This window comes from Streptomyces winkii, from assembly GCF_032248595.1.
GTDB lineage: Bacteria > Actinomycetota > Actinomycetes > Streptomycetales > Streptomycetaceae > Streptomyces > Streptomyces winkii.
The window spans coordinates 79,613-103,240 of sequence record NZ_JASTTH010000009.1; the positions used below are offsets into that span (position 1 = coordinate 79,613).

Here is a 23,628-nt window from a genome sequence, read left to right on the forward strand (position 1 = left end):
GGCGGCGGGAGGGGCCGGCCCGGCGTACGGAGGGGGCGGGGCGTCACGGCGTCAGGCCGCGTAGCCCTTCGGCGGGATGAGGGAGGCGAGCTGCTCGAAGGGGAGCCAGTAGATCTGGTTGCCGGAGAAGGAGGCCGGGTCGGCTATCAGCACGGTCTTGTTGGCGTCGTCGTAGCCGATGACCGTGAAGTAGTGGTAGATCGTCTGGTCCGGGGGATAGCCGGGGGGCTGGTTTCCGGGCGGCGCGACGATGTTGGTGACGAGCGGGAAGTCGGCGTCGATGCCTCCGACGACGTCCTTCCACAGCTGGTCCTTCTGCTCCTGCGAGGGCGGGTCCTCGGGCATGTACTTCGACTCGTAGTCGCTGCCGCCGAGGTTGGCGTTGAGTACGCCGGTGACCTGGCTGATGTCGTCGGTGCCGTTCTCCGTCGTGCCCAGCTGCGCGGCCAGATCGGCCTGGCTGGGCGGCGCGACGCGCGCGGAGAGCGCGATACGGGTCGCGGCTGGGCCGCACCAGTAGCCGGTCTCCTGGACCTGGTAGTCCACTTCGAGGGTCTTGGAGGCCTTGGCGTCGCTCGCCTTCGTGTGCACGTGGGAGCCGTCCCGGCTCACCTCGACGGGGGCCGCCGACGCTCCCGGCTCGGCGGCGACCCGCGAGACCGCGGCCGTGTGGCCGTCGTCTGCGACAGCCATTCCGGGGGCGGCCAGCAGCCCGGTGGCCGTCAGCGCCACGGTCACCGCCACGGATCTGGCTCTGGATCCGGACCTGATACGCATTCAGTTGCTCCTCGGTGGGGGGTAGTTGAGGGGAGCATGCCACCGAGGGCCCACGGCAGGGCAGAGGTCTACACATGTTTCAGCGGCCCCACCAGTGACGACGGGCGCGGGGCGGCCCGCGCGGCGCGCCGGGCGTCGTCCGGGCCCCTTGTGGAACGTGCCGGGACCGGGTCGCGACCGTCTGCAGCGGCCGGAGCCTCACGGCCGTCTGCTCACCGACGGACCCACGCGGTCGTGGCCACCCGCCGTGGCGGCGGAAAAGGGTGCCGCGCCGACCGGGCCGCCACGCCGGGAGGCCGGCCAGCACCACCGCCGCCGGGCAGCGTTCGGCCTCACTCGGGGAAGGGTCGGGCGGCGCAGCGCGGCGGCTCGGGGCGGCCAAACCGCCCGAGGGAGCCCTGAGCCGGGTGCGCAGACGTGGCGCGGATCGCGCTCGCCGGTCGCGTACCGCCCGTCAGCTGTCGATGCCCATGCCCGTCGCGTCCATCGCCTTCAGCCACAGGTTGCGGCGGCCGCTCCGCGCGTCCGCGCGGGCCAGCGACCACTGCGTCAGCGCGATCCCGGCCCAGCGCACCGGCTCCGGCGGGAACGGCAGCGGCTTCTTGCGCACCAGTTCCAGCTCCGTACGCTCCGTGGGGACTCCGCCGAGCAGATCGAGCATCACCTCGGCGCCGAAGCGGGTCGCGCCGACGCCGAGCCCGGTGTAGCCGGCGGCGTAGGCGACGCGTCCGCCGTGCGCCGTACCGAAGAAGGGCGAGAAGCGGGAGCACGTGTCGATGACGCCGCCCCACGCGTGGCTGAAGCCCAGGCCCCTCAACTGCGGGAACGTGTCGAAGAAATGGCCCGCCAGCTTGCGGAACGTCTCGGGCCGCTGGTCGTACTCGGCGGCGATCCTGCTGCCGTAGTGGTAGAGGACGTCGTAGCCGCCCCACAGGATGCGGTCGTCGGCGGTGAGCCGGAAGTAGTGGAAGTGGTTGGCGCTGTCCGAGAGGCCCTGCCGTCCGGCCCAGCCCACGGCCGCGCGCTGCCGCTCGTCCAGCGGCTCGGTCATCAGCGCGTAGTCGTACACGGGGACGATGTACGCCCGCAGCCGCCGCAGCAGCGAGGGGAAGGCATTGGTCGCGAGGGCGGCCTGCCGGGCGCGGACGCGGCCGTAGGGGGTGCCGACGGTGACCACGCGCGCGTCGGCCGTCAGGCCGCGGGCCGGCGTGTACTCGTAGATGCGCACGCCCGCGTCCAGGCACGCGCGCTTGAGTCCCCAGGCGAGCTTCGCGGGGTTGAGCATGGCCACGCTGTCGCGGAACCACAGGCCCGCGAGGAAGGCCGGGGAGTCGATCTGCTCCCGTACTGCCGCGCGGTCCAGGAAGGTCACGCGGCCGCCGGCCCCGTGCCGCCGCGCCTGGTCGGCGTATTCGCGCAGCTCGGCGACCTGGTGCGGCTCGGTCGCCAGGTCGATCTCACCGGTGCGTTCGAAGTCGCAGTCGATGCCGTGGCGGCGGACGGCTCCCTCGATGGCGTCCAGATTGGCCAGGCCGAGGCGCTCCAGCTTCTCGACCTCCTCGGGCCAGCGGGCGAGCCCGTTCGCGAAGCCGTGGGTGAGGGAGGCGTCGCAGAATCCGCCGTTGCGGCCGGAGGCGGCCCAGCCGGTCTCCTTGCCCTCCAGCAGCACCACGTCCTGGGACGGGTCGCGTTCCTTGGCGATGAGCGCCGTCCACAGTCCGCTGTAGCCGCCGCCCACGACGAGCAGATCGCACTTCGTCTCGCCGGCGAGGGCGGGCACCGCTTCGGGCCGGTGCTCCGGATCGTCCAGCCAGAAGGGGACGGGACGCGCACCCGCGAGGGACCGTACGGCCTCGACCTCGGCATCCGGCTCCGCGGACCCGGCTCTGGCCCCGGCTCCCTCGTCCCCCGCGGTCACCCCTGCCTCCGGCGCCGGCCCGCCGCGATCTGGCCGCCGAGCACGATCGCGACCGCGATCAGGAACATGGCCGTGCCGATGACGTTCACCTGCACCGGGACGCCGCGCTGTGCCGCTCCCCAGACGAACATCGGGAAAGTCACCGTCGAGGGGCCCGCGTTGAACTGCGTGATGATGAAGTCGTCGAAGGAGAGCGCGAAGCTGAGCATCGCTCCGGCCGCGATGCCGGGGGCGGCGAGCGGCAGCGTGACCCGTACGAACGTCTGGAACGGCCCCGCGTACAGATCGCGTGCCGCCTCCTCCAGCCGCGGGTCCATGCTCATCACCCGTGCCTTCACGGCGACGACCACGAAGCTCAGGCAGAACATGATGTGCGCGATCAGGATCGTGACGAAGCCGAAGGCGACCCGGGTGTTGAGGAAGAGCGTGCCGAGCGAGGCGCCCATGACGACCTCCGGCATGGCCATCGGCAGGAAGATCAGCGCATTGCCCGTGCCCTTGCCACGGAAGCGGTAGCGGGCGAGAGCGAACGCCGCGAACGTGCCGAAGGCCGTCGCGAACACCGTGGCCAGCACGGCGATCTGAAGGCTCAGCCCGAGCGACCCGCACATGTCCGCGACGCCGCACGGATCCGTCCAGGCGTCGGTCGAGAAGCTGCGCCACTCGTAATTGAAGCGCCCGGCGGGCTTGTTGAAGGAGAAGAGCATCACCACGACGTTGGGCAGCAGCAGATACACCAGGGAGGCCGCGCCCACGAGGACGACGGCGTTCCGGCGCAGCCAGCGCAGCGGTGCGAGCACCGGGGACGGTGCGAGGGGCGAGGGCGCGGACGGACCCGCGGGCCGGTCCGCGGCGGTCCCGGCCGGGGTGTCGGTGCGCGTCGGGGAAGCCATCACACGAGTTCCTCCGTTCCGGCCTTGCGCATGTAGACGGTGACCACGATCAGGATGATCGCCATGAGGATGAACGACATGGCGGCCGCGGCCGGATAGTCGAGGACGTTGAGGAACTGCTTCTGGATGGCGTTCCCGACCATCTGCGTGTTCGGGGAGCCGAGCAGCTGCGCGTTGATGTAGTCGCCCGAGGCGGGGATGAAGGTCAGCAGGGTGCCGGCGACGACGCCCGGCAGCGACAGCGGGAACGTCACCTTGCGGAAGACGGTCGCGGGCTTCGCGTACAGGTCGCGTGCCGCCTCGTGCAGCGAGAGGTCGATCCGCTCCAGCGAGCTGTAGAGCGGAAGGATCATGAAAGGCAGGAAGTTGTACGTCAGTCCGCACACGACTGCCAGCGGCGTCGCCAGCAGCCTCTCGTCCCCGGTCAGGCCCAACTGGCTGGTGACGTCCAGGAGATGCACCGACTTCAGTACGCCGACGACGGGCCCCGCGTCCGAGAGGATCGTCTTCCAGGCGAGCGTGCGGATCAGGAAGCTGGTGAAGAAGGGCGCGATCACCATCACCAGCAGCAGCCCGCGCCACCGCCCCGCACGGAAGGCGATCATGTACGCGAGGGGGTAGCCGATGAGCAGGCACAGCAGCGTGGCGGTGGCCGCGTAGAGGAACGAGCGCACGAAGTGCGGACCGTAAGTCGCCAGCGCGTCCGTGTAGTTGGTGAAGTCCCAGGTGACCCGGAAGCCCTCCTCCAGGGACCCGCTCTGCACGGACGTCGACGCCTGGTAGAAGAACGGCGCGACGAAGAAGACGGCCAGCCAGAGCCCCGCCGGAAGCAGCAGCCAGTACGGCGTGAGCCGGCGCCGGGGCCGTGCCGCCGCACCGGCCGCGCCGTCCGGAGTCCCGGCGGATCCGAGCGGTCCGGCGGACCCGGGCGGCGTCGGGGCGCCCGCGGAGGCCGTAGCTGCCGGGGCGGTCACAGCGCCTCCTCCACCGTGCCGGCGTCGGCGTCCTGGGCGGCGTCCAGCGCGAACGTGTGCGCGGGGCGCCAGTGCAGTACGACCTCGGCGCCGGGCGTCAGCCGCGCGTCGCGCTCGACGTTCTGTTCGTAGACGCTGAACTCGGGGCAGACGGGGCTGTCGACCACGTACTGGAGGGAGACGCCGAGGTAGCCCGCGTCGCGTATGCGGCCGGTGAGCCGGTTGTCCGGGCCGCCGCCCGCGCCCGCGCTCCCGCGCGTGGACCCGTCGCCGTTCTCGCCCGGGTCGTCGGCGTGCCTGAGCGAGATCTTCTCGGGACGTACGCCGACGAGCACCTTGCCCCCCGCCTGCGGATCCGGCACCGCGCACCGCTCGGTGGGCAGCCGCAGCACGGTGTCGGAGCCGGCGGCCTTCAGCACCAGTTCGTCCGCCCCGGCCTCGCTGATCTCCGCCTCGATGAGGTTGGAGGTGCCGAGGAAGTTGGCGACGAAGGTCGAGCGCGGGCGCTCGTACAGCTCGTCGGGGGCGCCGAGTTGCTCGACCCGTCCCGCGTTCATGACGGCCACGGTGTCGGCCATCGTCATGGCCTCCTCCTGGTCGTGCGTGACGTGGACGAAGGTGATGCCCACCTCGGTCTGGATGCGCTTGAGCTCCAGCTGCATCTGCCGGCGCAGCTTGAGGTCGAGCGCGCCGAGCGGCTCGTCCAGCAGCAGCACCTGCGGCCGGTTGATCAACGCGCGGGCGAGCGCGACGCGTTGCTGCTGCCCGCCGGAGAGCTGACGCGGCTTGCGCTTCGACAGCTGCCCCATCTCGACGAGTTCGAGCATCTCGTCGACCTGCTTGCGCACGGATGTGACGCCGCGGCGGCGCAGCCCGAAGGCGACGTTCTCCGAGACGTCGAGGTGCGGGAAGAGGGCGTAGTTCTGGAAGACGGTGTTCACGGGCCGCCTGTGCGGCGGGAGCGCGGTGATGTCCTCGTCGCCGAGCAGGATGCGTCCGCCGGTCGGCTCCTCAAGTCCGGCGATCATGCGCAGAGTCGTGGTCTTGCCGCATCCGGAGGCGCCGAGGAGGGCGAAGAAGGAGCCCTCGGGGATCGTGAGGTCCAGCGGGCGTACGGCGGTGAAGTCGCCGAAGACCTTGCTGACACCGGAAAGCGTGATCGTCATGTCTCTGGTCTTCCTCGCCTAGGCGCCGATGAGCTTGGCGAACTTGTTCTCGTAGCGGGCGTGTTCCTTGTCGGACATCGGCCGGAAGGCCTTTCCGCGCCCTGCGGTCTTGGCATCGGGGAAGATCAGCGTGTCCTCTGCGAGGTCCTTGTCGATCTTCTCCATCTCGGCCTTGGCTCCGGAGACCGGGCAGATGTAATTGACCCAGGCGGTCAGTTCTGCGGCCACCTTGGGGTCGTAGTAGTAGTTGATCAACTCCTCGGCGTTCGCCCGGTGCCGTGCCTTGGCGGGTACGAGCAGGTCGTCCGTAGCGAAGCGGTAGCCGCTCTCCGGGATGGCGAACTCGATGTCCGGGTTGTCGAGCTTCAGCTGCACGATGTCGCCCGCCCAGGCCAGACATGCGGCGATGTCGCCCGAACTCAGCTCGTCGATGTAGTCGTTGCCGCTGAAGCGTCGCAACTGCTTACGGTCCACGGCCTTCTGTATCCGGGCGATGGCCCTGTCGAAGTCGTCGCCGTCGAACTTCTCCGGATCGATGCCGAGGTCCAGCATCGTCATCCCGACGGTGTCGGTCATCTCGGTGAGCATGGACACCTTGCCCTTGAGCGACTCGTCCTCCAGCAGCTGGCTGACGCTGGTGACCTTCTTCCCACCCGTGGCCTTCTTGTTGTACGCGACGACGCAGGCGATGCCCGCCCACGGGTAGCTGTACTGCCGTCCCGGGTCCTGCGCGGCCGTACGGAAGCGGTCCTCCAGGTTGGCCACCGCGTTGGGCATACGAGCAGGGTCCAGACGCTGCGCCCAGCCCTGGCGGATCAGTCGCCCGGCCATCCAGTCAGTGAGGACGACCAGGTCGCGTCCGGTGTCCTGGCCCGCGGCGAGCTGCGGCTTGATCTTGCCGTAGAACTCGTTGTTGTCGTTGATGTCCTCGACGTACTTGACCTTGATGCCCTGTTGCTTCGCGAAGCGGTCGAGCGTGGGGCGCTTCTTCTTGTTCTTGTCGTCGACGTCGATGTAGAGGGGCCAGTTGGCGAAGTTGAGGACCCGCTCCTTCTTGGAGTAGTCGGGGGTGTCCTCGGGGTCGTTGCCGCCGCGCCCGCCCTCCGCGGGAGGGATGCCGCACGCGGTCAGCGCCGCGCCGCCCAGGGCCAGGGAGCCGAGGCTCAGCAGCCGGCGGCGGCTCATGGCCGCGCGGCCGCTGGTCAGGCTCCGTTCCCAGGCCTTGCGCACGGGATCGGGCAGGCCTTCGTACAGCTGCGGGTCCAGGTCCATCGGGGGCTGCCTTCCGGTTGAGGGACGGGGAAGGACGTGCGGGTGGAGGCGTCGGGTGGAGAGGTGGGACTCGTCGGACGCGGACGGGCTCAGCGGTCGCCGAAGACCGTGCGGTGCCAGTCCTTCCGGGGTTGTGCGGTGACGTCCTGCATGACGTGCTTGAGCTGTGTGTACTCCTCGAAGGAGTAGGCGGACATGTCCTTGCCGTAGCCGGAGGCCTTGTAGCCCCCGTGCGGCATCTCGCTGATGATCGGGATGTGGTCGTTGATCCAGACGCAGCCCGCCCGGATCTGGCGCGCGGCGCTGCCCGTACGGAAGACGTCGCGGCTCCACGCGGAGGCGGCCAGCCCGTACGGGGTGTCGTTGGCCAGTGCGATGCCCTGGTCGTCGGCGTCGAAGGGCAGGACGGTCAGCACCGGTCCGAAGACCTCCTGCTGGACGATCTCGCTGTCCTGCGGCGCGTCCGTGACCAGGGTGGGCAGATAGTAGGCGCCCTTGGCGAGTTCACCGCCGGGCGCCTCGCCGCCGGTGACGACGGTCGCGTACGAGCGCGCCCGCTCCACGAATCCGGCGACGCGGTCGCGGTGCGCGTGCGAGACGAGGGGACCCAGATCGGTGCCCGGCGCGAAGGGGTCGCCGACCCGCACCTCCCGCATCAGGTCCGCGACGCCGCTGACGAACTCGTCGTACAGCGGGCGCTGTACGTACGCCCGGGTCGCGGCGGTGCAGTCCTGGCCGGAGTTGATCAGCGCGCCCGCCACGGCACCGTGCACGGCGGCCGTCAGGTCGGCGTCGTCGAAGACGACGAACGGCGCCTTGCCGCCGAGCTCCAGATGCAGCCGCTTGACGGTGCTCGTCGCGATCTCGGCGACTCGCTTCCCGACGGCGGTCGATCCGGTGAAGGAGGTCATGGCGACGGACGGATGCCGCACCAGCGTCTCGCCGGCGTCCGGGCCCGCACCGGAGACGATGTTGACGACGCCGTCCGGGATGCCTGCCTCGCACGCCGCCTCGGCGAACATCAGCGAGGTCAGCGGGGTGAGTTCGGAGGGCTTGAGGACGATCGTGTTGCCCGCGGCGACGGCCGGGAGGATCTTCCAGGCGGCCATCTGGAGCGGGTAGTTCCAGGGCGCGATGGAGCCGACGACGCCGAGCGGTTCACGGCGCACGTACGAGGTGTGGTCCCCGCTGTACTCGGCCGCCGCGACGCCCGGCAACTGCCGTGCCGCTCCGGCGAAGAACGCGACGTTGTCGAAGGAGCCCGGGACGTCGAACTCCTCGGAGAGCTTCAGGGGCTTGCCGCACTGGAGCGACTCCGCGTACACGAACTCGCCGGTGCGCTCCCGCAGTACGGCCGCCCAGCGGTGCATCGCGTCGGAGCGCTCGGCCGGGGTGGCGCCCGCCCACTCCGGCAGCGCGCGGCCGGCGGCCTCTACGGCCGCGCCGACGTCGGCGGGAGATGCGAGTTCGTAGCCGAGGACGCTCTCGCCCGTGGCCGGGTCCAGGACGGTATGGGTCCGTCCCGAGGCACCGGATCCGAGCCGTCCCCCGGTGAACTGCGCGCCCGCTGCGAACCGTGAGGACACATCGAAGCGCTGGACCATCGGGCTCTCCTGCCTACGGCGGGGCGTCAGCTGGTGTTGGACGCCGATCCTGACAGGACGGTCCCGATTCAACAAGGGATTCCGTCGTTACCTTTTGATTGCGCTACGGAATCTGCAATCCGGAGGGGTTCAGGCCCCACGATCCGCAGCGCCGGAGACGACGAGCACCGCCGTGGCGCGGCGCGCGTCGAGCGACGAGCCGTCTCCCCCGCCGCCGGGACCGGAGTCCGGGTCGGTCAGCTCCTCGTTGTAGAAGGCCAGCATGATGACGAGGAACGCGACGAGCAGCGCCGAGAGCACCGTCCCGACGATCCCCATGACGAACCCCGCCACCGCCTGCCCGCGTCCCCCCAGTTCGCCCCGGTCGCAGGCACGCCGCGCGGAGAGGCCGAGGCCCAGCGCGACGGGCGCGAGGATGATGCCGAGGAAGCTTCCCCAGCAGGTCGACGTCGCGAGGAGCCCGATGATGCCGACCACCATCGCGGCGACCGACCTCCCGTTGGAGAGCGGAGGACCGTGCCACCCGTAGCCGCCGGGACCGGGAACCGGGCCCGGGTAGCCGTACGGCTGCGGCCCCGGGGTGGGATAGCCGTACGCGGCGCTCCCCTTGGCGTACTGCTGGTGGGCCTGCCCCTGCGGGGGCTGCCCGTACGGGGACGCGCCGTACGGGGACGTGCCGTACGGGGAGGACGAGCCGTAGCCGGAGCCCGGCGCAGCGCCGGAGCCCGCGGCGGCACCGGCACCGCCGGGCGCCCCGGGCGGGCCGCCGGGAGCGGGCGGAACGGGAGGCGGAACCGCACCGCCGCCGGAGGTGATCGTCGGCTGCTCGGCCACCGAACGGCGCTTACGGTCTTCGTCGTTCTGGTCCATGCTCCCCCTGCCCGGTGCGACCCCGTCCCGAGGAGGCGCCCACGGATTGTGCCGCTCGTCGCCGGACCGCCCTGACTGTCCGGTGTCGTCTGCCATGTCCCCTCCCGGGGTTCCTCGTCCGGCGCCCATGCTATTCGTCCCCCGGAACGCCCCGCATACGATGATCCGGTTCCCTTCCCCCCTGGAGGCCTTCGTTGTCGGACCTCAACGCGTTCATCGCCGGGCTGCCCAAGGCCGAGCTGCATGTGCACCATGTCGGGTCGGCCTCACCCCGCATCGTCGCCGAACTCGCGGCCAGGCACCCCGACTCCAGCGTTCCGCACGACCCGGAGGCGTTGCGGGAGTTCTTCACCTTCACCGACTTCGCGCACTTCATCGAGGTCTATCTCTCGGTCGTCGATCTGCTGCGGGACGCCGAGGACGTACGGCTGCTCACCTACGAGATCGCCCGCGACCTGGCCCGACAGCAGGTGCGCTACGCGGAGTTGACCGTCACGCCCTTCAGCTCCACGAGCCGCGGCATACCGGCCGAGGCCTTCCTGGAGGCGATCGAGGACGCGAGGGAGGGTGCGGAGAAGGAGCTGGGCGTCGTACTGCGCTGGTCGTTCGACATCCCCGGTGAGGCGGGCCTGCCGGCGGCCGAGGAGACCACGCGCATCGCCACCGAGATGGGCCCGGACGGGCTGATCTCCTTCGGTCTCGGCGGCCCCGAAATCGGCGTTCCCCGCCCGCAGTTCAAGCCGTACTTCGACCGTGCCATCGCCACCGGGCTGCGCAGCGTGCCGCACGCGGGCGAGACGACCGGACCCGAGACGGTCTGGGACGCGCTCACCTCGCTGCGCGCCGAGCGCATCGGGCACGGCACGAGCGCCGTGCGGGACCCGCGGCTGCTGGAGCACCTCGCGGAGCACCGGATTCCGCTGGAGGTCTGCCCCACCTCCAACATCGCGACCCGGGCCGTCGCGGACCTCGACGAGCACCCCGTGCGGGAGATGGCCGCGGCGGGCGTCCTCGTCACGATCAACAGCGACGATCCGCCGATGTTCAGCACGGACCTCAACACGGAGTACGCCATCGCGGCGCGGCTGCTCAGCCTCGACGCCCCGGGCATCGCGGCGCTCGCGAAAAACGCCGTACGGGCCTCGTTCATGGACGAGGCCGGCAAGTCCCGGCTCGACGGCGAGATCGACGCCTACCTCACCTCGTGGGCGCAGCGGCCCTGAGGCCGGACCGCCGGGCAGAGGCGGGGGCCGGAAGGCCCGCGCCCTCCGGCCCCCGCCTCGACTCTCAGGACTGGTACGGGTTCTGCGGCGGCTGACCGCCGCCCTGCGGCTGCCCGGCGAACGGGTTGCCCTGCGGCGGGATCTGCCCGTGGCCGGGCTGGGGCTGCGGGCCGCCGGGCTGCGGAGCGCCGCCCTGGGCGAGGAGCTGCTCCGCGTTCTCCTTCGTCACCTCGCTCGCCGCGCCGCAGAAGGTGCACTGGAGATGGTGCTTCGCGGGCGCGATCGGAAAGAGCGGGATGAAGAAGAGCGAGAACTTCGTCACCCGCTTACGCAGGGCGTGAGCCGACGGATTGCCGCAGAAGCTGCACAGCAGGTTCAGCATGGCGAGCTGGTACATCTTGCTCGATGTGCCGAAGATGATCACGGGTTCCCCGTTCTGAGTGTGTAGAGGTGTCCGAGGCAGCCAACCACCCTGCATACACCGCCCGTCAAGCCGTTCTCGTAACGAGACGGCCCCAACCGGGCAGATCCGGGCCGGACGTCCGCGACCGGGCCCCGCGCGCGGGGCACCGGCGACCCGCGACCGGCGACGCGCCCCGCGATCTCCCGTCCCCCAACGCACGTGGGCCCGGCGGCGGTTCGCCCGCCCCGGGCCCGCGGAGACAGCTCAGCCGCTCACAGCGCCGTCATCACGTGCTTGACGCGCGTGTAGTCCTCCAGGCCGTACGCCGAAAGGTCCTTGCCGTAGCCGGACTTCTTGAATCCGCCGTGCGGCATCTCCGCGACGAGCGGGATGTGAGTGTTGATCCAGACGCACCCGAAGTCCAGCGCGCGCGACATCCGCATCGCGGTGCCGTGGTTCGTCGTCCACACCGACGACGCCAGCGCGTACTCGACGTCGTTGGCCCAGCCCACGGCCTGGTCCTCGTCCGTGAACTTCTGGACGGTGATGACCGGCCCGAAGACCTCGTTCTGGATGATCTCGTCGTCCTGGCGCAGGCCCGAGACGACCGTCGGCGCGTAGAACCAGCCCTTGTCGCCTACCCGTTCGCCGCCCGACTCGACCTTGGCGTGCGCGGGGAGCCGGTCGATGAAGCCGCTCACCTTCTCCAGGTGCGTGGGGTTGTTGAGCGGGCCGTAGAAGCAGTCCGGGTCGCTGAGGTCGCCGGTCTTCACATCGGCCGCGGCCTTCGCCAGGGCGGTCACGAACTGCTCGTACACGCCTTCCTGTACGAGCACGCGCGTCGCGGCCGTACAGTCCTGGCCCGCGTTGAAGAAGCCGCCGTCGCGGATGCCCTCGACCGCCGCCTGCACGTCGGCGTCGTCGAAGACGACACACGGCGCCTTGCCGCCCAGCTCCAGGTGCACGCGCTTGACGTCCCTCGCCGCGCTGCCCGCGACCTCGATGCCCGCGCGCACGGACCCGGTGATCGAGGCCATCGCGGGCGTCTTGTGCTCGACCATGAGGCGCCCTGTGTCCCGGTCGCCACAGATGACGTTGAAGACGCCCTTGGGCAGGATCTCGCCCATGACCTCGGCCATGAAGACGGCGGACGCGGGAGTCGTGTCGGACGGCTTGAGCACGACCGTGTTGCCGGCGGCCAGAGCGGGGGCGAACTTCCAGACGGCCATCATCGCGGGGTAGTTCCACGGCGCGACCTGTGCGCACACGCCGACCGGCTCGCGGCGTACGTAGGACGTGAGCCCCTCCATGTACTCACCGGCGGACTTGCCCTCCAGCATCCGCGCCGCACCGGCGAAGAAGCGGATCTGGTCGAGCATCATGGGGAGTTCTTCCTGCCGCGTCAGCTCCAGCGGCTTGCCGCAGTTCTCGCACTCGACGGCCAGGAACTCGTCCGCGCGGGCCTCCAGGGCGTCCGCGATCTTCAGGATCGCCTTCTGCCGCGTGGCCGGAGTGGCATCGCGCCACCCCGGAAAGGCCTTCTCGGCCGCTGCCATCGCGGCGTCCACATCGGCGGCGGCGGAAAGCGGCGCGGTGGCATAGACCTCGCCCCTGGCCGGGTCGACCACGTCCGTGGTCCGGCCGTCGGCGGCGTCCCGGAACTCCCCGTCGATGTAGTTGCGCAGCCGACGCAGCTCGGTGGTCACTTCGCACCCCTCCTGCTCCGTTGTCCATTGGGTGAGACCGCCACCTTAACCAGCACCGCAACGCTTTCGATACACCACCACACCAGCTACGACGGATTCTGTTCTTGTGGGCATCTATTGCTTCGAATTACATCGCTTATGGGTTGCTATCCGGAGGAGGTCTCATGCACAGTGTCGTGCGTGGCCCGAGACGCGAAGAAGAACAACGGCATCCGTTCGCTTGACGATGTGTCGCTGGCGATCATCGAACAGCTTCAAGAGGACGGCCGGCGCCCGTACGCCGCCATCGGCAAGGCCGTGGGCCTGTCGGAAGCCGCCGTGCGTCAGCGGGTCCAGAAGCTCCAGGACCAGGGTGTCATGCAGATCGTCGCCGTCACCGACCCCCTCACGGTCGGCTTTCTGCGGCAGGCGATGGTCGGCATCAACATCGAGGGCGACCTCGAATCCGTCGCTGACGCCCTCGCCGAGATCGACGAGGTCGACTACGTGGTCATCACGGCGGGTTCGTTCGACCTGCTCGTCGAAATCGTCTGCCAGGACGACGAGCACCTTCTCGAAATGATCACCAAGCGGATCCGCTCGCTCCCCGGCGTGCGCTCCACCGAGAGCTTCGTCTACCTCAAGCTGCGAAAGCAGACCTACACGTGGGGAACGCGATAACCGTGAGCAAGGACCTCTCCAAGACCGCGCACGACCACCTGTGGATGCACTTCACCCGCATGTCGTCGTACGAGAAGGCACCCGTCCCGACCATCGTCCGCGGCGAGGGCACCCACATCTACGACACCCACGGCAAGCGCTACCTCGACGGCCTCGCCGGACTGTTCGTCGTGCAGGCCGGGCACGGCCGCACCGAACTGGCCGACGCCGCCAACAAGCAGGCGCAGGACCTCGGTTTCTTCCCCATCTGGTCCTACGCCCACCCCAAGGCGGTCGAGCTCGCGGAGCGCCTCGCGCACCACGCCCCCGGCGATCTGAACAAGGTCTTCTTCACCACCGGCGGCGGAGAGGCCGTCGAGACCGCGTGGAAGCTCGCCAAGCAGTTCCACAAGCTGACCGGAAACCCCGGCAAGTACAAGGTCGTCTCGCGCAACGTCGCCTACCACGGCACACCGCACGGAGCGCTCTCCATCACCGGACTCCCCGGTCTCAAGGCGCCGTTCGAGCCGCTGGTGCCCGGTGCGCACAAGGTGCCCAACACGAACATCTACCGGGCACCGGTGCACGGCGACGATCCGGAGGCGTTCGGGCGCTGGGCCGCAGACCAGATCGAGCAGCAGATCCTCTTCGAGGGCCCGGAGACCGTCGCGGCCGTCTTCCTCGAACCCGTGCAGAACGCCGGCGGCTGCTTCCCGCCGCCGCCCGGCTACTTCCAGCGTGTGCGTGAGATCTGCGACCAGTACGACGTACTGCTCGTCTCCGACGAGGTCATCTGCGCCTTCGGCCGGCTCGGAACGCTCTTCGGCTGCGACAAGTTCGGCTACGTGCCCGACATCATCACCTGTGCGAAGGGCATGACCTCCGGCTACTCGCCCATCGGCGCCGCGATCATCTCCGACCGCATCGCGGAGCCCTTCTGGAAGGGCGACAACACCTTCCTGCACGGCTACACCTTCGGCGGCCACCCGGTCTCGGCGGCCGTGGCCCTGGCCAACCTCGACATCTTCGAGCGCGAGGGCCTCAACCAGCATGTGCTCGACAACGAGGGCGCGTTCCTCAGCACGCTGCGCAGGCTGCTCGATCTGCCGATCGTCGGCGACGTACGCGGAAACGGCTTCTTCTACGGCATCGAACTCGTCAAGGACAAGGCGACCAAGGAGACGTTCACCGAGGAGGAGTCCGAGCGGGTCCTCTACGGCTTCCTCTCCAAGGCCCTCTTCGACGCGGGCCTCTACTGCCGCGCCGACGACCGCGGCGACCCGGTGGTCCAGCTCGCGCCGCCGCTCATCTCCGACCAGAGCGTCTTCGACGAGGCCGAGGCGATCCTGCGCACCGTGCTGACGGAGGCGTGGACGAAGCTCTGAGGAACGGGCCAGCCTCCAAGGCCCCGTGCTCTAGAGCCACTTGAGGGCGAACCACAGCTCCATCCGTACGTCCTGCTCGGCCAGATCCTGGCCGAGCAGGGTGCCGATGCGGGCGATGCGCTGGCGGACCGTGTTGCGGTGGACCCCCAGCGCGACCGCCGTACGGTCCCAACTGCCGTTCAGCGACAGCCACATGCGCAGGGTCTCCACGAGGTACGGGCGTCCGTCGAGCGGCGCGAGCCGTGCCTCGGCCAGGCCGCGGGCCTCCTCCGGCGCGACCAGCGAGGCCACGTCCGCGACCTGACCGGTGTCCTCGGCGCGCTGCCGTACGAGGGGGCGCCGCTCGGCGAGGGCCCGGCGCAGCGCACGGCCTGCCTCGGCGTCTCCGCGGGCCAGTTCGGCGACGGGGAGCGGGCGGCTGACGCCGAGCGCCCAGCCCGGCTGGGGCTCGACGCCGTCCTCCTCCGTGACGGGCACGAGCGCCCGCAACTCCCCGTCCGACAGGTCGATCAGCGTGGTGCCGAGCCCCGCCGCGAGCGCGGCCGTCGCGAACGGGTCCTCCGCGGACCGCGACCTGCGCGAGCCCTTGCCGGCGCCGTGTCCCGTTCCCGTCCCGTGGCCGCGCCGCCGCTGCCCGTGCACCACGGCCCAGCGGCGGGCGCCGCCGCCCAGCAGCGGCGCCGCGTCCTCGGCGGACGCGCCCAGCATCAGCCGTACGAGCGCGGCCGAGCGCTGCTCCTCGACCCCGGCGGCGCGCCGCTCGGTGAGCAGCGCGAGCAGGACGACCGCCACCGCCGCGATGGCGCCGTCGATGCCGTCCCTGTGCGGTGCGCACAGACCGAGCGCGAGGGGCTTGCGTCCGCCGCCTCCGCCGCCTCCGCCGCCCAGCCCGTAGACACTCAGGCGGAGTTCGCCGCAGCTGCCCGCCGCGGAGGACGGCCCGGAGCGCAACAGCCCGGTGAGGGAAGCGAGTTCGGCGCGCGCCTGCCGCGGCGGCGCGGTGCCCGCGGACGCCAGCTCGCCGCCGTCCCGGTCCAGCAGTACGGCCCAGGCGTCGAGCCGCTGGGCGAGCTGCGCGAGCACCGTCGGCACGGGATGCGGCCCCGCGGCAGCGGCGGCGAGCGTCTGCTGCGCCTCGCTCAGTCTGCGCAGCGCCTGGTGCCGCCGCTGCGTCACGGACTGCCAGAGCGCCCGCGCGACCGCGGTGAACGGCGTGTCCCGAGGCACCTCGACCAGCGGCAGGCCGTGCCGGTCGCACGCCGTCACCAGCTCCGCGGGCACCTCGTCGTGCACGGGGGCGATGCCGAAACCGAGCGCCGCCGCGCCCGCTTCGGCCGCGCGCCGCACGTAGTGCGTCCAGTGCTCGTCCTGGTCCGGGCCCGGCGGGCAGTGCACCCCCGCGCTCAGCAGCAGTTCGCCTCCGAGCAGATACGGCAGCGGGTCGGCCATCTCGCTGGTGTGCACCGAGTACACGGGCGTCTCGCTGGAGCCGTCCGGTCCGGCCAGGCGCCGCAGCCCGAGCTCCGCGTCGTCCGTGAGCACGGACAGCGGCACCGGAACGGTGGGCGGAACGAGATCCTGCACGGCCACCCCTCCTGGACTCTCGTGAACCCCCGGACGGTCATGGACGATTCATACAGCCGAGCTCAACACAGTGGAGGAAACGTACACTTCCTGACCGCCTTGACGACACCTAAGCTCCCGGCCCAACAGCACGCACGACCCCCGTCCCCACTCCCTCTCTCCCCGACTCCCCACCTCCCTCTGCTCCCCCTCCGCCTCATCCCCTCCCCGCCCGGCCAGAGGAGCGCTCATGGCTGTCGACTACGCAGTGATCATCATCTATCTCGTGGGCATGCTCGCGGTCGGCTGGTGGGGCATGCGCCGCGCCAAGTCCAAGAGCGACTTCCTCGTCGCGGGCCGCCGCCTCGGCCCGACGCTCTACTCCGGCACGATGGCCGCCATCGTCCTCGGCGGCGCGTCGACTATCGGCGGAGTCGGTCTCGGCTACCAGTACGGACTCTCCGGCGCCTGGCTGGTGTTCACCATCGGGTTCGGCCTGCTGGCGCTGAGCCTGTTCTTCGCGGCCCGCATCTCGCGCCTGAAGGTCTACACGGTCAGCCAGATGCTCGACCTGCGCTACGGCGGCTCGTCCTCGGTGATCTCGGGGGCCGTGATGTGGGCGTACACGCTGATGCTCGCCGTCACCTCGACGATCGCCTACGCGACCATCTTCGACGTCATCTTCGGCCTCGACCGGACGCTGGCGATCATGCTCGGCGGCGGCATCGTCATCGCGTACTCGACGCTCGGCGGGATGTGGTCGATCACGCTCACGGACATGGCGCAGTTCGTCGTCAAGTCCGTCGGCGTGCTGCTTCTGCTGCTGCCGATCGCCGTCTGGAAGGCGGGCGGCATCGACGGCATGCAGAAGCAACTGCCCGACGACTACTTCTCCCCCATGAACATCGGCGTGGAGACGGTGTTCACGTACGTCCTCATCTACTCGTTCGGCATGCTGATCGGGCAGGACATCTGGCAGCGGGTCTTCACCGCGCGCAGCGACACCGTCGCCCGCAACGGCGGCTCGGTCGCCGGTGTCTACTGCCTCGTGTACGCGATCGCGGGCGCCCTCATCGGCACCGCGACCAAGGCGCTCTACCCCAAGTTGGACAGCCCCGACGCGGCCTTCGCGACCATCGTCGGCGAGGCCCTCCCGATCGGCGTGAAGGGCCTGGTGCTCGCGGCGGCGCTCTCCGCCGTGATGTCGACGTCCTCGGGCGCGCTGATCGCGTGCGCGACCGTCGCCAACAACGACATCTGGAAGCGGCTGCGCCACCGCACCGCGGACCGCCCGTCCGGGGACGGCGGCGCCGAAGCGGCGGATGCGGCCCCGGCGGCGGCCCACGACGAGGTGCGCGGCAACCGCGTCTTCATCCTCATCATGGGTGCCGCGGTCGTGGTGATATCCATCGCCCTGAACGACGTCGTCGAAGCCCTGACCGTGGCGTACAACCTGCTGGTCGGCGGGCTGCTCGTGCCGATCCTGGGCGGCCTGGTCTGGAAGCGCGGCACCGCGAACGGCGCCCTGGCCTCGGTGGCCGTCGGCGGCGCGACGGTCGTGGCGATGATGGCCTGGAAGGGCGTGCTCGCCAGCGAGGCCATCTACGTGGGGCTGCTGGCCTCGCTCGTCATATACGTCGCGGTGAGCCTGGCCGGCAAGCCGACCGACCCCGCGGTGCTGGCCGAGTGGCGCTCGCGGCTCGCGGGCGGACCGCACGCCGGCGAGAAGTCCGGCGCATCTCCCGCGTCCGGAGCGTCCGGAGCGTCCGGAGCATCGGGAGCCGACGCTCCCGCGGGCGTCTGACCCGGAGGGGCGGTCCGCGGCCCCGCACAGCACGCCGCGGACCACGCCCCGGCAACACCCCGCAACACCCCGGCCCCGCACGGCCGGAACCGTCCCGCCCCCGCGTCCTGAGACGCGCACTCCCACGACGAAAGGCGCAACCTCCCGCATGGCACCCGCACCCCGCGTCCGTACCGGCGGCGATCTCGTCGCCGAATCCCTCACCGCCCTCGGCGCCCGTACCGTCTTCGGACTGCCGGGACAGCACGCGCTGGGTGTCTTCGACGCCGTACGCCGCTCACCGCTGTCGTACGTCGGCCTGCGGATGGAGAACAACGCGGGCTTCGCCGCCGACGCCCACGCACGCCTCACCGGCGGCGTCACGCCGCTGCTGATCTCCACCGGGCCGGGGGCGCTGATGTCGCTCGCCGCGCTCCAGGAGTCCGCGGCCGCGTCGGCGGCCGTACTGGGCATCAGCAGCCAGGTGCCGACGGCCGGTCTGGGCGGCGGGCGCAAGGGATATCTGCACGAACTCCGCGACCAGCAGGCCTCGTTCCGCGACGTCGTCAAGTCCGTCCACACCGTACGGGCGCCCTCGCAGATCCCCTCGGCGCTCGCCGCCGCCTGGGCCGACGCCCTGACGGCACCCTGCGGACCGGTCTGGGCCGAGATACCGCAGGACGTCCTCCTCGCGCCCACCGACGTACCGCCCCCCGAGTCGCTCGCCGCCGACGGCGGACCGGCGAGCCCGCGCCCGCTGCCCGCCCGTCCCGAACTGACCGCCCGCGCCGCGGCGTTGCTCAACGCGGCGGAGCGCCCCGCCGTGCTCGCGGGCGGCGGGGTCGTACGGGCGGGCGCCCAGGCACAACTGCTCCGCCTCGCCGAGCAGTTGGATGCCCCCGTCGCCACGACCTTCGGCGGCAAGGGCGCCTTCCCCTGGGAGCACCGACTCTCGCTCGGCTCATGGCTGGAGGACCGGCACACCACCGACTTCCTCGCGGACGCGGACGTGCTGCTCGTCGTCGGCTCCGGACTCGGCGAACTCTCCTCGAACTACCACACGTTCGACCCGCGCGGCCGCGTCGTCCACATCGAGGCGGACCTCGGCAAGCTGGAGGCCAACTACCCCGCCCTCGGCATCCACGCCGACGCGCGCGCGGCCCTGGAGGCGCTGACCACCGCCGTCGCCCCCCGCCCCGCGGGCCGTGCCGAACGCGAGGTCGCCGCGCTGCTGGAGCGCGTACGGGCCAGGATCGACGCACAGGGCCTCGACCTCGAACGGCAGGTCCTCGACGCGGTACGCGAAGCGCTCCCCGACGCCTCGCCCAGCTTCTGGGACATGACGATCCTCGCCTACTGGGCGTGGTCCGCCTTCGACCCCCGCGAGGGCGCCATGCACTCCGCCCAGGGAGCCGGCGGCCTCGGCTACGGCTTCCCCGCCGCTCTCGGCGCCGCCGCCACCGACCCGGAGCGCCGCAGCCCGGTCCTCGCCGTCTCGGGCGACGGCGGAGCGATGTACTCCATCGCCGAACTCGCCACCGCGCGCCAGTACGACCTCCCCGTCACCTGGCTCATCGTCGACGACGGCGGCTACGGCATCCTGCGCACGTACATGACGGAGACCTACGGCGAGACGACGGGCACCGAGTTGACGCGTCCCGACTTCGTGGCGCTCGCCGAGTCGTTCGGAGTCCCGGCGGTGCGCAGCACTCCGGAGCGGCTGCGCGACGACCTCTCCGCGGCGCTCGCCGCCCCCGGACCCTCGGTCGTCCTCCTCCCCGCCGAACTGCGGATGTTCGCCCCCACACACCTGACCGACGAGCCCTGACGCCGCCCTCGGGCCGTCCTCGCACGGCCCGCGACGGCGGGGCCATCTGCGAGGCCCGTTCGGTGGAATCTGCGCCGCGCCCCGGCGGATGACGCCGGATGGACCCCCACCGGTCCTTACGGTTCCTGTGACCGATTTGCCCCAGGTCCTGATTCACCCTTCCGTGGGACAGGGCCCGGCAGGGACCAGCAGAGCAGAGGTGAGTGGAGGTGCCCTCAGTGGCAGCACCCCCGGACAACGACGTGCTCTGGGCACGCGGACTGCACTACTCGTACGGCGGTTCCCCCGCTTTGCAAGGCGTCTCGATCGGCGTCCGCGCCGGCGAGATCGTCTCCGTGACCGGACCCCGCGGCAGCGGCAAGACGACTCTGCTGAGCTGTCTGTCCGGTCAACTCACCCCGCACGACGGTGAGATCTGGTTCAACAGCGTGCCGGTGCACACGCTCTCCCGCACCTCGCGCGAGCGCCTGCGCCGCGACCGCTTCGGCTGGGTCGGCAGCGAGCCCCAGCTCGTCCCCGAACTGACGGCTTGGGAGAACGCGGCGCTGCCGCTGCTGCTGTGCGGCGCCGGTTCCCGAGCGGCCCGCAAGGCCGCCGTCGAGTGGCTGGAGCGGCTGGACGTCGGTGAGTGCGCGCGGAAGCGGCCCTCGGCGCTCCGTCAGTCGCAGCGCCAGCGCGTCGCCATCGCCCGTGCCCTGGCCCCCGCTCCGGCGATCCTCTTCGCCGACGAACCGACCGCGCCTCTGCACCAGGCGGAACGGGCGCAGGTGCTGCGCACGTTGACGACCGCCGCCCGTACGCACGACATCACCGTCGTGCTCACGACGCACGACCCGGCCGTGATGCTCCCGAAGGTGACACCGGGCGACCCCGAGGCCGCCGACGCGGCAGGACCCACGCTCGCGGACCGCAACCTCACGCTCGTCGACGGCCGGCTGAGCGGCGGCCTCGTCGCCACGGGCCCGGCCGACGCGAAGCGCAGCAAGGACGACGAGGACGGCGACGCCGGTGGCAAGGGCATGGCCACGGGCGACGACGACTCGGACGGCGAAGACTCCAAGGGTGCCGCGTGCTCAGTCTCCGTCTAGCCCGCGGTGGTCACCCCCTCACGCTGCTCCGCCGCTTGCTCGTCGCCTGCGCGACGGCGGTCGTGGGCTTCCTGTTGCTGGCCGCGCTGAGTCATGCCCTCGCTCATCCGCAGCAGCCCGGTCCCTCTCTCGTCCGGCTGGTGTGGTGCCTCGTACCTCTCGCGGCCTCCGTGCAGTTCGCCGCCACGGTGGCCCGTACGGAACCCGGATCGCGGTCGCCTTCCGCGCTGGACGCCGCCGGGGTGGGCCCCGCCCGCATCCCGATGCTCGCCGCCGCGTCCACCGCGATGTCCTCCCTGCTGGGCAGCGCCATCGGGCTCGTGATCTATCTCCATCTGCGCGGGCAGCTGGCCCCGGTGCCCTTCGGCGGCGCCGCGGTGAAACTCCTCGACGCCGGCCATCCGTTGCCGATCGCCGCGACGCTGGTCCTGCTGTGCGTGCCGCCGCTGGTGGCCGCGGGCGCCGCGGCGCTCGCGACGCGTCCCGGTGCCCTCGCGGCCGTGGCCCCCGCGGGCGCGGGGGCGGGCGGCAGCGGGACCGTGCGCACCGGCTCCGGAGGACACGTCGGCGACGGTCACCGCTACCGGACCTCGGACGACAGGGACGGGCAGCCCTTCCGTCTCCTTCCAAGCTCGCTTCCCGCGGCGGTGACGCTGCCGTGGGGCGCCGCGTTCATCGCCGCGGGCCTCGCGACGGAGACGTACACGAGCCGGTCGCCCAAGCCCCTGCCGCTGTCGGCGGTCATGTCGAACAGCGCACCGGGAGTGCTGGGCGGCTGGCTGCTCACCGCCCTCGGTCTCGTACTGGCCGGGCCGGGGCTCATCCAGCTGTGCGGCCGGCTGCTGGCGATCGGCAGGCCCGGTGCCGTACGGCTGCTGGCGGGGCGGGTGTTGCAGCAGGAGGCCGCGCGCATCGGGCGCCCGCTCGGTGTGCTGTGCGCGGTCGCGGCGGGTGGGCTGGCGGCGGCCGAACTGTACGGCGTCTCCCCGCAGGAGGGGGCGCGCATGCTCGGACCGTTGACGCTGCTCGGCGCCGGCCTGGTCGTCGTCTGCGTGACGGCGAGCGCGCTCACCGCCGCCGCCGAGTCGCGCGCCGCGCGCAAGCGCGCCAACGCGGAGCTGGTCAAACTCGGTGCTCCACGGCGGCTGTTGCGCGGGGCGGCCGTGCTGCGTGCGGCCGTCGTGTGCGCCGTGCTCGGCGCGCTCACCTGGGGAGTCGCTCAACTCGCGGCGCTGCCGCTGACGTCCTGACGCGGCGCGCGCGTACGTACGGCCATACCGCAATACCGGGCGGCCCTTCTCACAAGGGGGGCCGCCCGTCGTCGTGAGCGCATACGCTGACGGGATGCTTGACCACGAGATAGAGAGCCTCGAGGAGTTCGACGACGTCATCGAGGCGACCGGCTCGCTCAGCGGCTGGCGGGTGCAGTCCGTGGACCTGCGGGAGCGCTCCGGTGCGCTGGCCTCCGCGGAGACCGACGGCGCGGTCTTCCTGGGCTGTGCGATGGCCGCCGAGGCGGTCGTACGGGTGCAGGAGGGCGGCGGTCTGGTCTTCCCGCCGGTGCCCAAGCTGCCGTTCGACCCGTACCGCGGCCGGCTCTACGCCCCCGAGGAGCTCTTCGCCGGCCTCGCCGAGGGGTACGAGGAGACGCCCGACGCCCGCTCCTACGCCTGGTTCCAGCGGACGAAGAACGACGGCGACGTCTTCTCCTCGATGCTCCGCGCCGTGCACGACGACGCGATCTCCGACGCCCTCGACGAACAGCTCGTCGGGGCGCGGGTGGTGGGCGTCATGGGCGGTCACAAGCTGGCGCGCGGCAGCAGCGCGTACGCGGGCGCGGCCCGTCTGGGACGTGCACTCGCCAGGGGCGGGCACACCGTCGCGACCGGCGGGGGCCCCGGCGCCATGGAGGCCGCGAACCTCGGCGCGTACGCGGCGCCGTTCGACGACGGCATGCTGGAGAAGGCGCTGGAGATGCTCCGGACCGCGCCGTCCTTCGAGGACTCCGTGGGCGAATGGGCGCGGGCGGCCTTCGCGGTGCGCGAGGGCTGGCCGCGCGGCGGCGCGTCGGTGGGCATCCCGACGTGGTTCTACGGGCACGAGCCGCCGAACGCGTTCGCGCAGCACATCGCGAAGTACTTCGTCAACGCCGTGCGCGAGGACGGGCTGCTGGCGAGGTCGAACGGCGGGGTGGTCTTCCTGCCGGGTGCGGCGGGGACCGTACAGGAGATCTTCGACAACGCGACGCCCAACTACTACCAGTCGCGCGGTGCGCCCACTCCGATGGTGCTCGTGGACGAGGAGCACTGGACGCGCACGCTGCCGTGCTGGCCGCTGCTTCAGGCGCTGGCCCGCGAGCGGCCGATGGCCGCGCGGATCGCACTGGTGGGGTCGGTCGAGGAGGTCCCGGAGACGCTGGCGCGGCTGACAGCCGAGGGGGCGGGCAACTGACGCTCGGCGGCTGAGGGTTCACGGGTGACGGGTGACGGGTGACAGAGAACAGCTGACAAGTGACGGGTAACAGGTGACGGCTGAC

19 protein-coding genes are annotated in these 23,628 nt (G+C 71.3%); 8 read left to right on the top strand and 11 right to left on the bottom strand.

The window, feature by feature from the left end:
• Positions 1-51: 51 nt before the first annotated feature.
• The 8 genes from QQM67_RS25815 to QQM67_RS25850 all read right to left on the bottom strand — a co-directional run bounded on the left by QQM67_RS25815 (position 52) and on the right by QQM67_RS25850 (position 9,570).
• Positions 52-777: a C39 family peptidase gene (locus tag QQM67_RS25815; RefSeq protein WP_314176975.1), complete on the bottom strand. Its 726-nt coding sequence runs from the start codon at positions 775-777 to the stop codon at positions 52-54.
• Positions 778-1,231: 454 nt separating this feature from the next.
• Positions 1,232-2,587 (bottom strand): NAD(P)/FAD-dependent oxidoreductase, encoded by a 1,356-nt coding sequence (locus QQM67_RS25820; protein ID WP_314177466.1) that lies wholly within the window; start codon positions 2,585-2,587, stop codon positions 1,232-1,234.
• A 104-nt stretch (positions 2,588-2,691) separates the two neighbouring features.
• Positions 2,692-3,588, bottom strand: a complete 897-nt coding sequence (locus QQM67_RS25825; protein ID WP_399067619.1) for an ABC transporter permease subunit — start codon at positions 3,586-3,588, stop codon at positions 2,692-2,694.
• Complete coding sequence (locus QQM67_RS25830) at positions 3,588-4,562, bottom strand: ABC transporter permease (protein ID WP_314176977.1); 975 nt, start codon at positions 4,560-4,562, stop codon at positions 3,588-3,590. Before QQM67_RS25830 ends, QQM67_RS25825 begins: the two co-directional genes overlap by 1 nt.
• On the bottom strand, positions 4,559-5,728 hold the full coding sequence (locus QQM67_RS25835; protein WP_314176979.1) for an ABC transporter ATP-binding protein: 1,170 nt from the start codon (positions 5,726-5,728) through the stop codon (positions 4,559-4,561). The genes QQM67_RS25830 and QQM67_RS25835 overlap by 4 nt, the downstream gene beginning before the upstream one ends.
• An 18-nt stretch (positions 5,729-5,746) precedes the next feature.
• Positions 5,747-7,000 carry a polyamine ABC transporter substrate-binding protein gene (locus QQM67_RS25840; RefSeq protein WP_314176981.1) on the bottom strand — a complete coding sequence of 418 codons (1,254 nt, stop codon included), beginning with the start codon at positions 6,998-7,000 and terminating at the stop codon, positions 5,747-5,749.
• An 89-nt stretch (positions 7,001-7,089) separates the two neighbouring features.
• Positions 7,090-8,604: a gamma-aminobutyraldehyde dehydrogenase gene (locus tag QQM67_RS25845; protein ID WP_314176983.1), complete on the bottom strand. Its 1,515-nt coding sequence runs from the start codon at positions 8,602-8,604 to the stop codon at positions 7,090-7,092.
• A 129-nt stretch (positions 8,605-8,733) separates the two neighbouring features.
• Positions 8,734-9,570: a DUF4190 domain-containing protein gene (locus QQM67_RS25850; RefSeq protein ID WP_314176985.1), complete on the bottom strand. Its 837-nt coding sequence runs from the start codon at positions 9,568-9,570 to the stop codon at positions 8,734-8,736.
• A gap of 98 nt (positions 9,571-9,668) precedes the next feature.
• Between QQM67_RS25850 and QQM67_RS25855 the strand changes: the two genes are divergently transcribed.
• Positions 9,669-10,697, top strand: coding sequence for an adenosine deaminase (locus QQM67_RS25855; RefSeq protein WP_314176986.1), 1,029 nt, complete (start codon positions 9,669-9,671; stop codon positions 10,695-10,697).
• Positions 10,698-10,761: 64 nt separating this feature from the next.
• Here QQM67_RS25855 and QQM67_RS25860 read toward each other — a convergent pair whose 3' ends face one another.
• A complete protein-coding gene (locus tag QQM67_RS25860) occupies positions 10,762-11,121 on the bottom strand; it encodes a zinc-ribbon domain-containing protein (RefSeq protein ID WP_314176987.1) in 360 nt (119 codons plus the stop codon).
• Positions 11,122-11,372: 251 nt separating this feature from the next.
• A complete protein-coding gene (locus QQM67_RS25865) occupies positions 11,373-12,806 on the bottom strand; it encodes a gamma-aminobutyraldehyde dehydrogenase (protein WP_314176988.1) in 1,434 nt (477 codons plus the stop codon).
• A gap of 171 nt (positions 12,807-12,977) precedes the next feature.
• Between QQM67_RS25865 and QQM67_RS25870 the strand changes: the two genes are divergently transcribed.
• Positions 12,978-13,466 (top strand): Lrp/AsnC family transcriptional regulator, encoded by a 489-nt coding sequence (locus tag QQM67_RS25870; protein WP_314176990.1) that lies wholly within the window; start codon positions 12,978-12,980, stop codon positions 13,464-13,466.
• A complete protein-coding gene (locus QQM67_RS25875; protein WP_314176992.1) occupies positions 13,451-14,830 on the top strand; it encodes an aspartate aminotransferase family protein in 1,380 nt (459 codons plus the stop codon). Before QQM67_RS25870 ends, QQM67_RS25875 begins: the two co-directional genes overlap by 16 nt.
• A gap of 30 nt (positions 14,831-14,860) precedes the next feature.
• On the opposite strand, the gene QQM67_RS25880 is transcribed toward QQM67_RS25875, so the two are convergent.
• Positions 14,861-16,414, bottom strand: coding sequence for a helix-turn-helix domain-containing protein (locus QQM67_RS25880; RefSeq protein WP_314176994.1), 1,554 nt, complete (start codon positions 16,412-16,414; stop codon positions 14,861-14,863).
• A 229-nt stretch (positions 16,415-16,643) separates the two neighbouring features.
• On the opposite strand from QQM67_RS25880, the gene QQM67_RS25885 reads away from it, so the two are divergent.
• The 5 genes from QQM67_RS25885 (at position 16,644) to QQM67_RS25905 (ending at position 23,543) form a co-directional block, all read left to right on the top strand.
• A complete protein-coding gene (locus tag QQM67_RS25885) occupies positions 16,644-18,197 on the top strand; it encodes a sodium:solute symporter (RefSeq protein ID WP_314176997.1) in 1,554 nt (517 codons plus the stop codon).
• A gap of 148 nt (positions 18,198-18,345) precedes the next feature.
• Positions 18,346-20,004 (top strand): thiamine pyrophosphate-binding protein, encoded by a 1,659-nt coding sequence (locus tag QQM67_RS25890; protein ID WP_314176999.1) that lies wholly within the window; start codon positions 18,346-18,348, stop codon positions 20,002-20,004.
• Between the two features lie 218 nt (positions 20,005-20,222).
• A complete protein-coding gene (locus QQM67_RS25895) occupies positions 20,223-21,092 on the top strand; it encodes an ABC transporter ATP-binding protein (RefSeq protein ID WP_314177001.1) in 870 nt (289 codons plus the stop codon).
• Entirely contained in the window at positions 21,074-22,342 is a 1,269-nt protein-coding gene (locus QQM67_RS25900) for a hypothetical protein (protein WP_314177003.1), read from the top strand. Before QQM67_RS25895 ends, QQM67_RS25900 begins: the two co-directional genes overlap by 19 nt.
• A gap of 94 nt (positions 22,343-22,436) precedes the next feature.
• Positions 22,437-23,543 carry an LOG family protein gene (locus tag QQM67_RS25905; RefSeq protein ID WP_314177005.1) on the top strand — a complete coding sequence of 369 codons (1,107 nt, stop codon included), beginning with the start codon at positions 22,437-22,439 and terminating at the stop codon, positions 23,541-23,543.
• The last annotated feature ends 85 nt before the right edge of the window (positions 23,544-23,628 follow it).

Excerpts from the sequence above, each read along its gene's own strand:
- QQM67_RS25815 (WP_314176975.1), bottom strand. The coding sequence starts at position 777 with ATGCGTATCAGGTCCGGATCCAGAGCCAGATCCGTGGCGGTGACCGTG.
- QQM67_RS25825 (WP_399067619.1), bottom strand. The coding sequence starts at position 3,588 with ATGGCTTCCCCGACGCGCACCGACACCCCGGCCGGGACCGCCGCGGAC.
- QQM67_RS25835 (WP_314176979.1), bottom strand. The coding sequence starts at position 5,728 with ATGACGATCACGCTTTCCGGTGTCAGCAAGGTCTTCGGCGACTTCACC.
- QQM67_RS25840 (WP_314176981.1), bottom strand. The coding sequence starts at position 7,000 with ATGGACCTGGACCCGCAGCTGTACGAAGGCCTGCCCGATCCCGTGCGC.
- QQM67_RS25845 (WP_314176983.1), bottom strand. The coding sequence starts at position 8,604 with ATGGTCCAGCGCTTCGATGTGTCCTCACGGTTCGCAGCGGGCGCGCAG.
- QQM67_RS25850 (WP_314176985.1), bottom strand. The coding sequence starts at position 9,570 with ATGGCAGACGACACCGGACAGTCAGGGCGGTCCGGCGACGAGCGGCAC.
- QQM67_RS25885 (WP_314176997.1), top strand. The coding sequence starts at position 16,644 with ATGGCTGTCGACTACGCAGTGATCATCATCTATCTCGTGGGCATGCTC.
- QQM67_RS25890 (WP_314176999.1), top strand. The coding sequence starts at position 18,346 with ATGGCACCCGCACCCCGCGTCCGTACCGGCGGCGATCTCGTCGCCGAA.
- QQM67_RS25905 (WP_314177005.1), top strand. The coding sequence starts at position 22,437 with ATGCTTGACCACGAGATAGAGAGCCTCGAGGAGTTCGACGACGTCATC.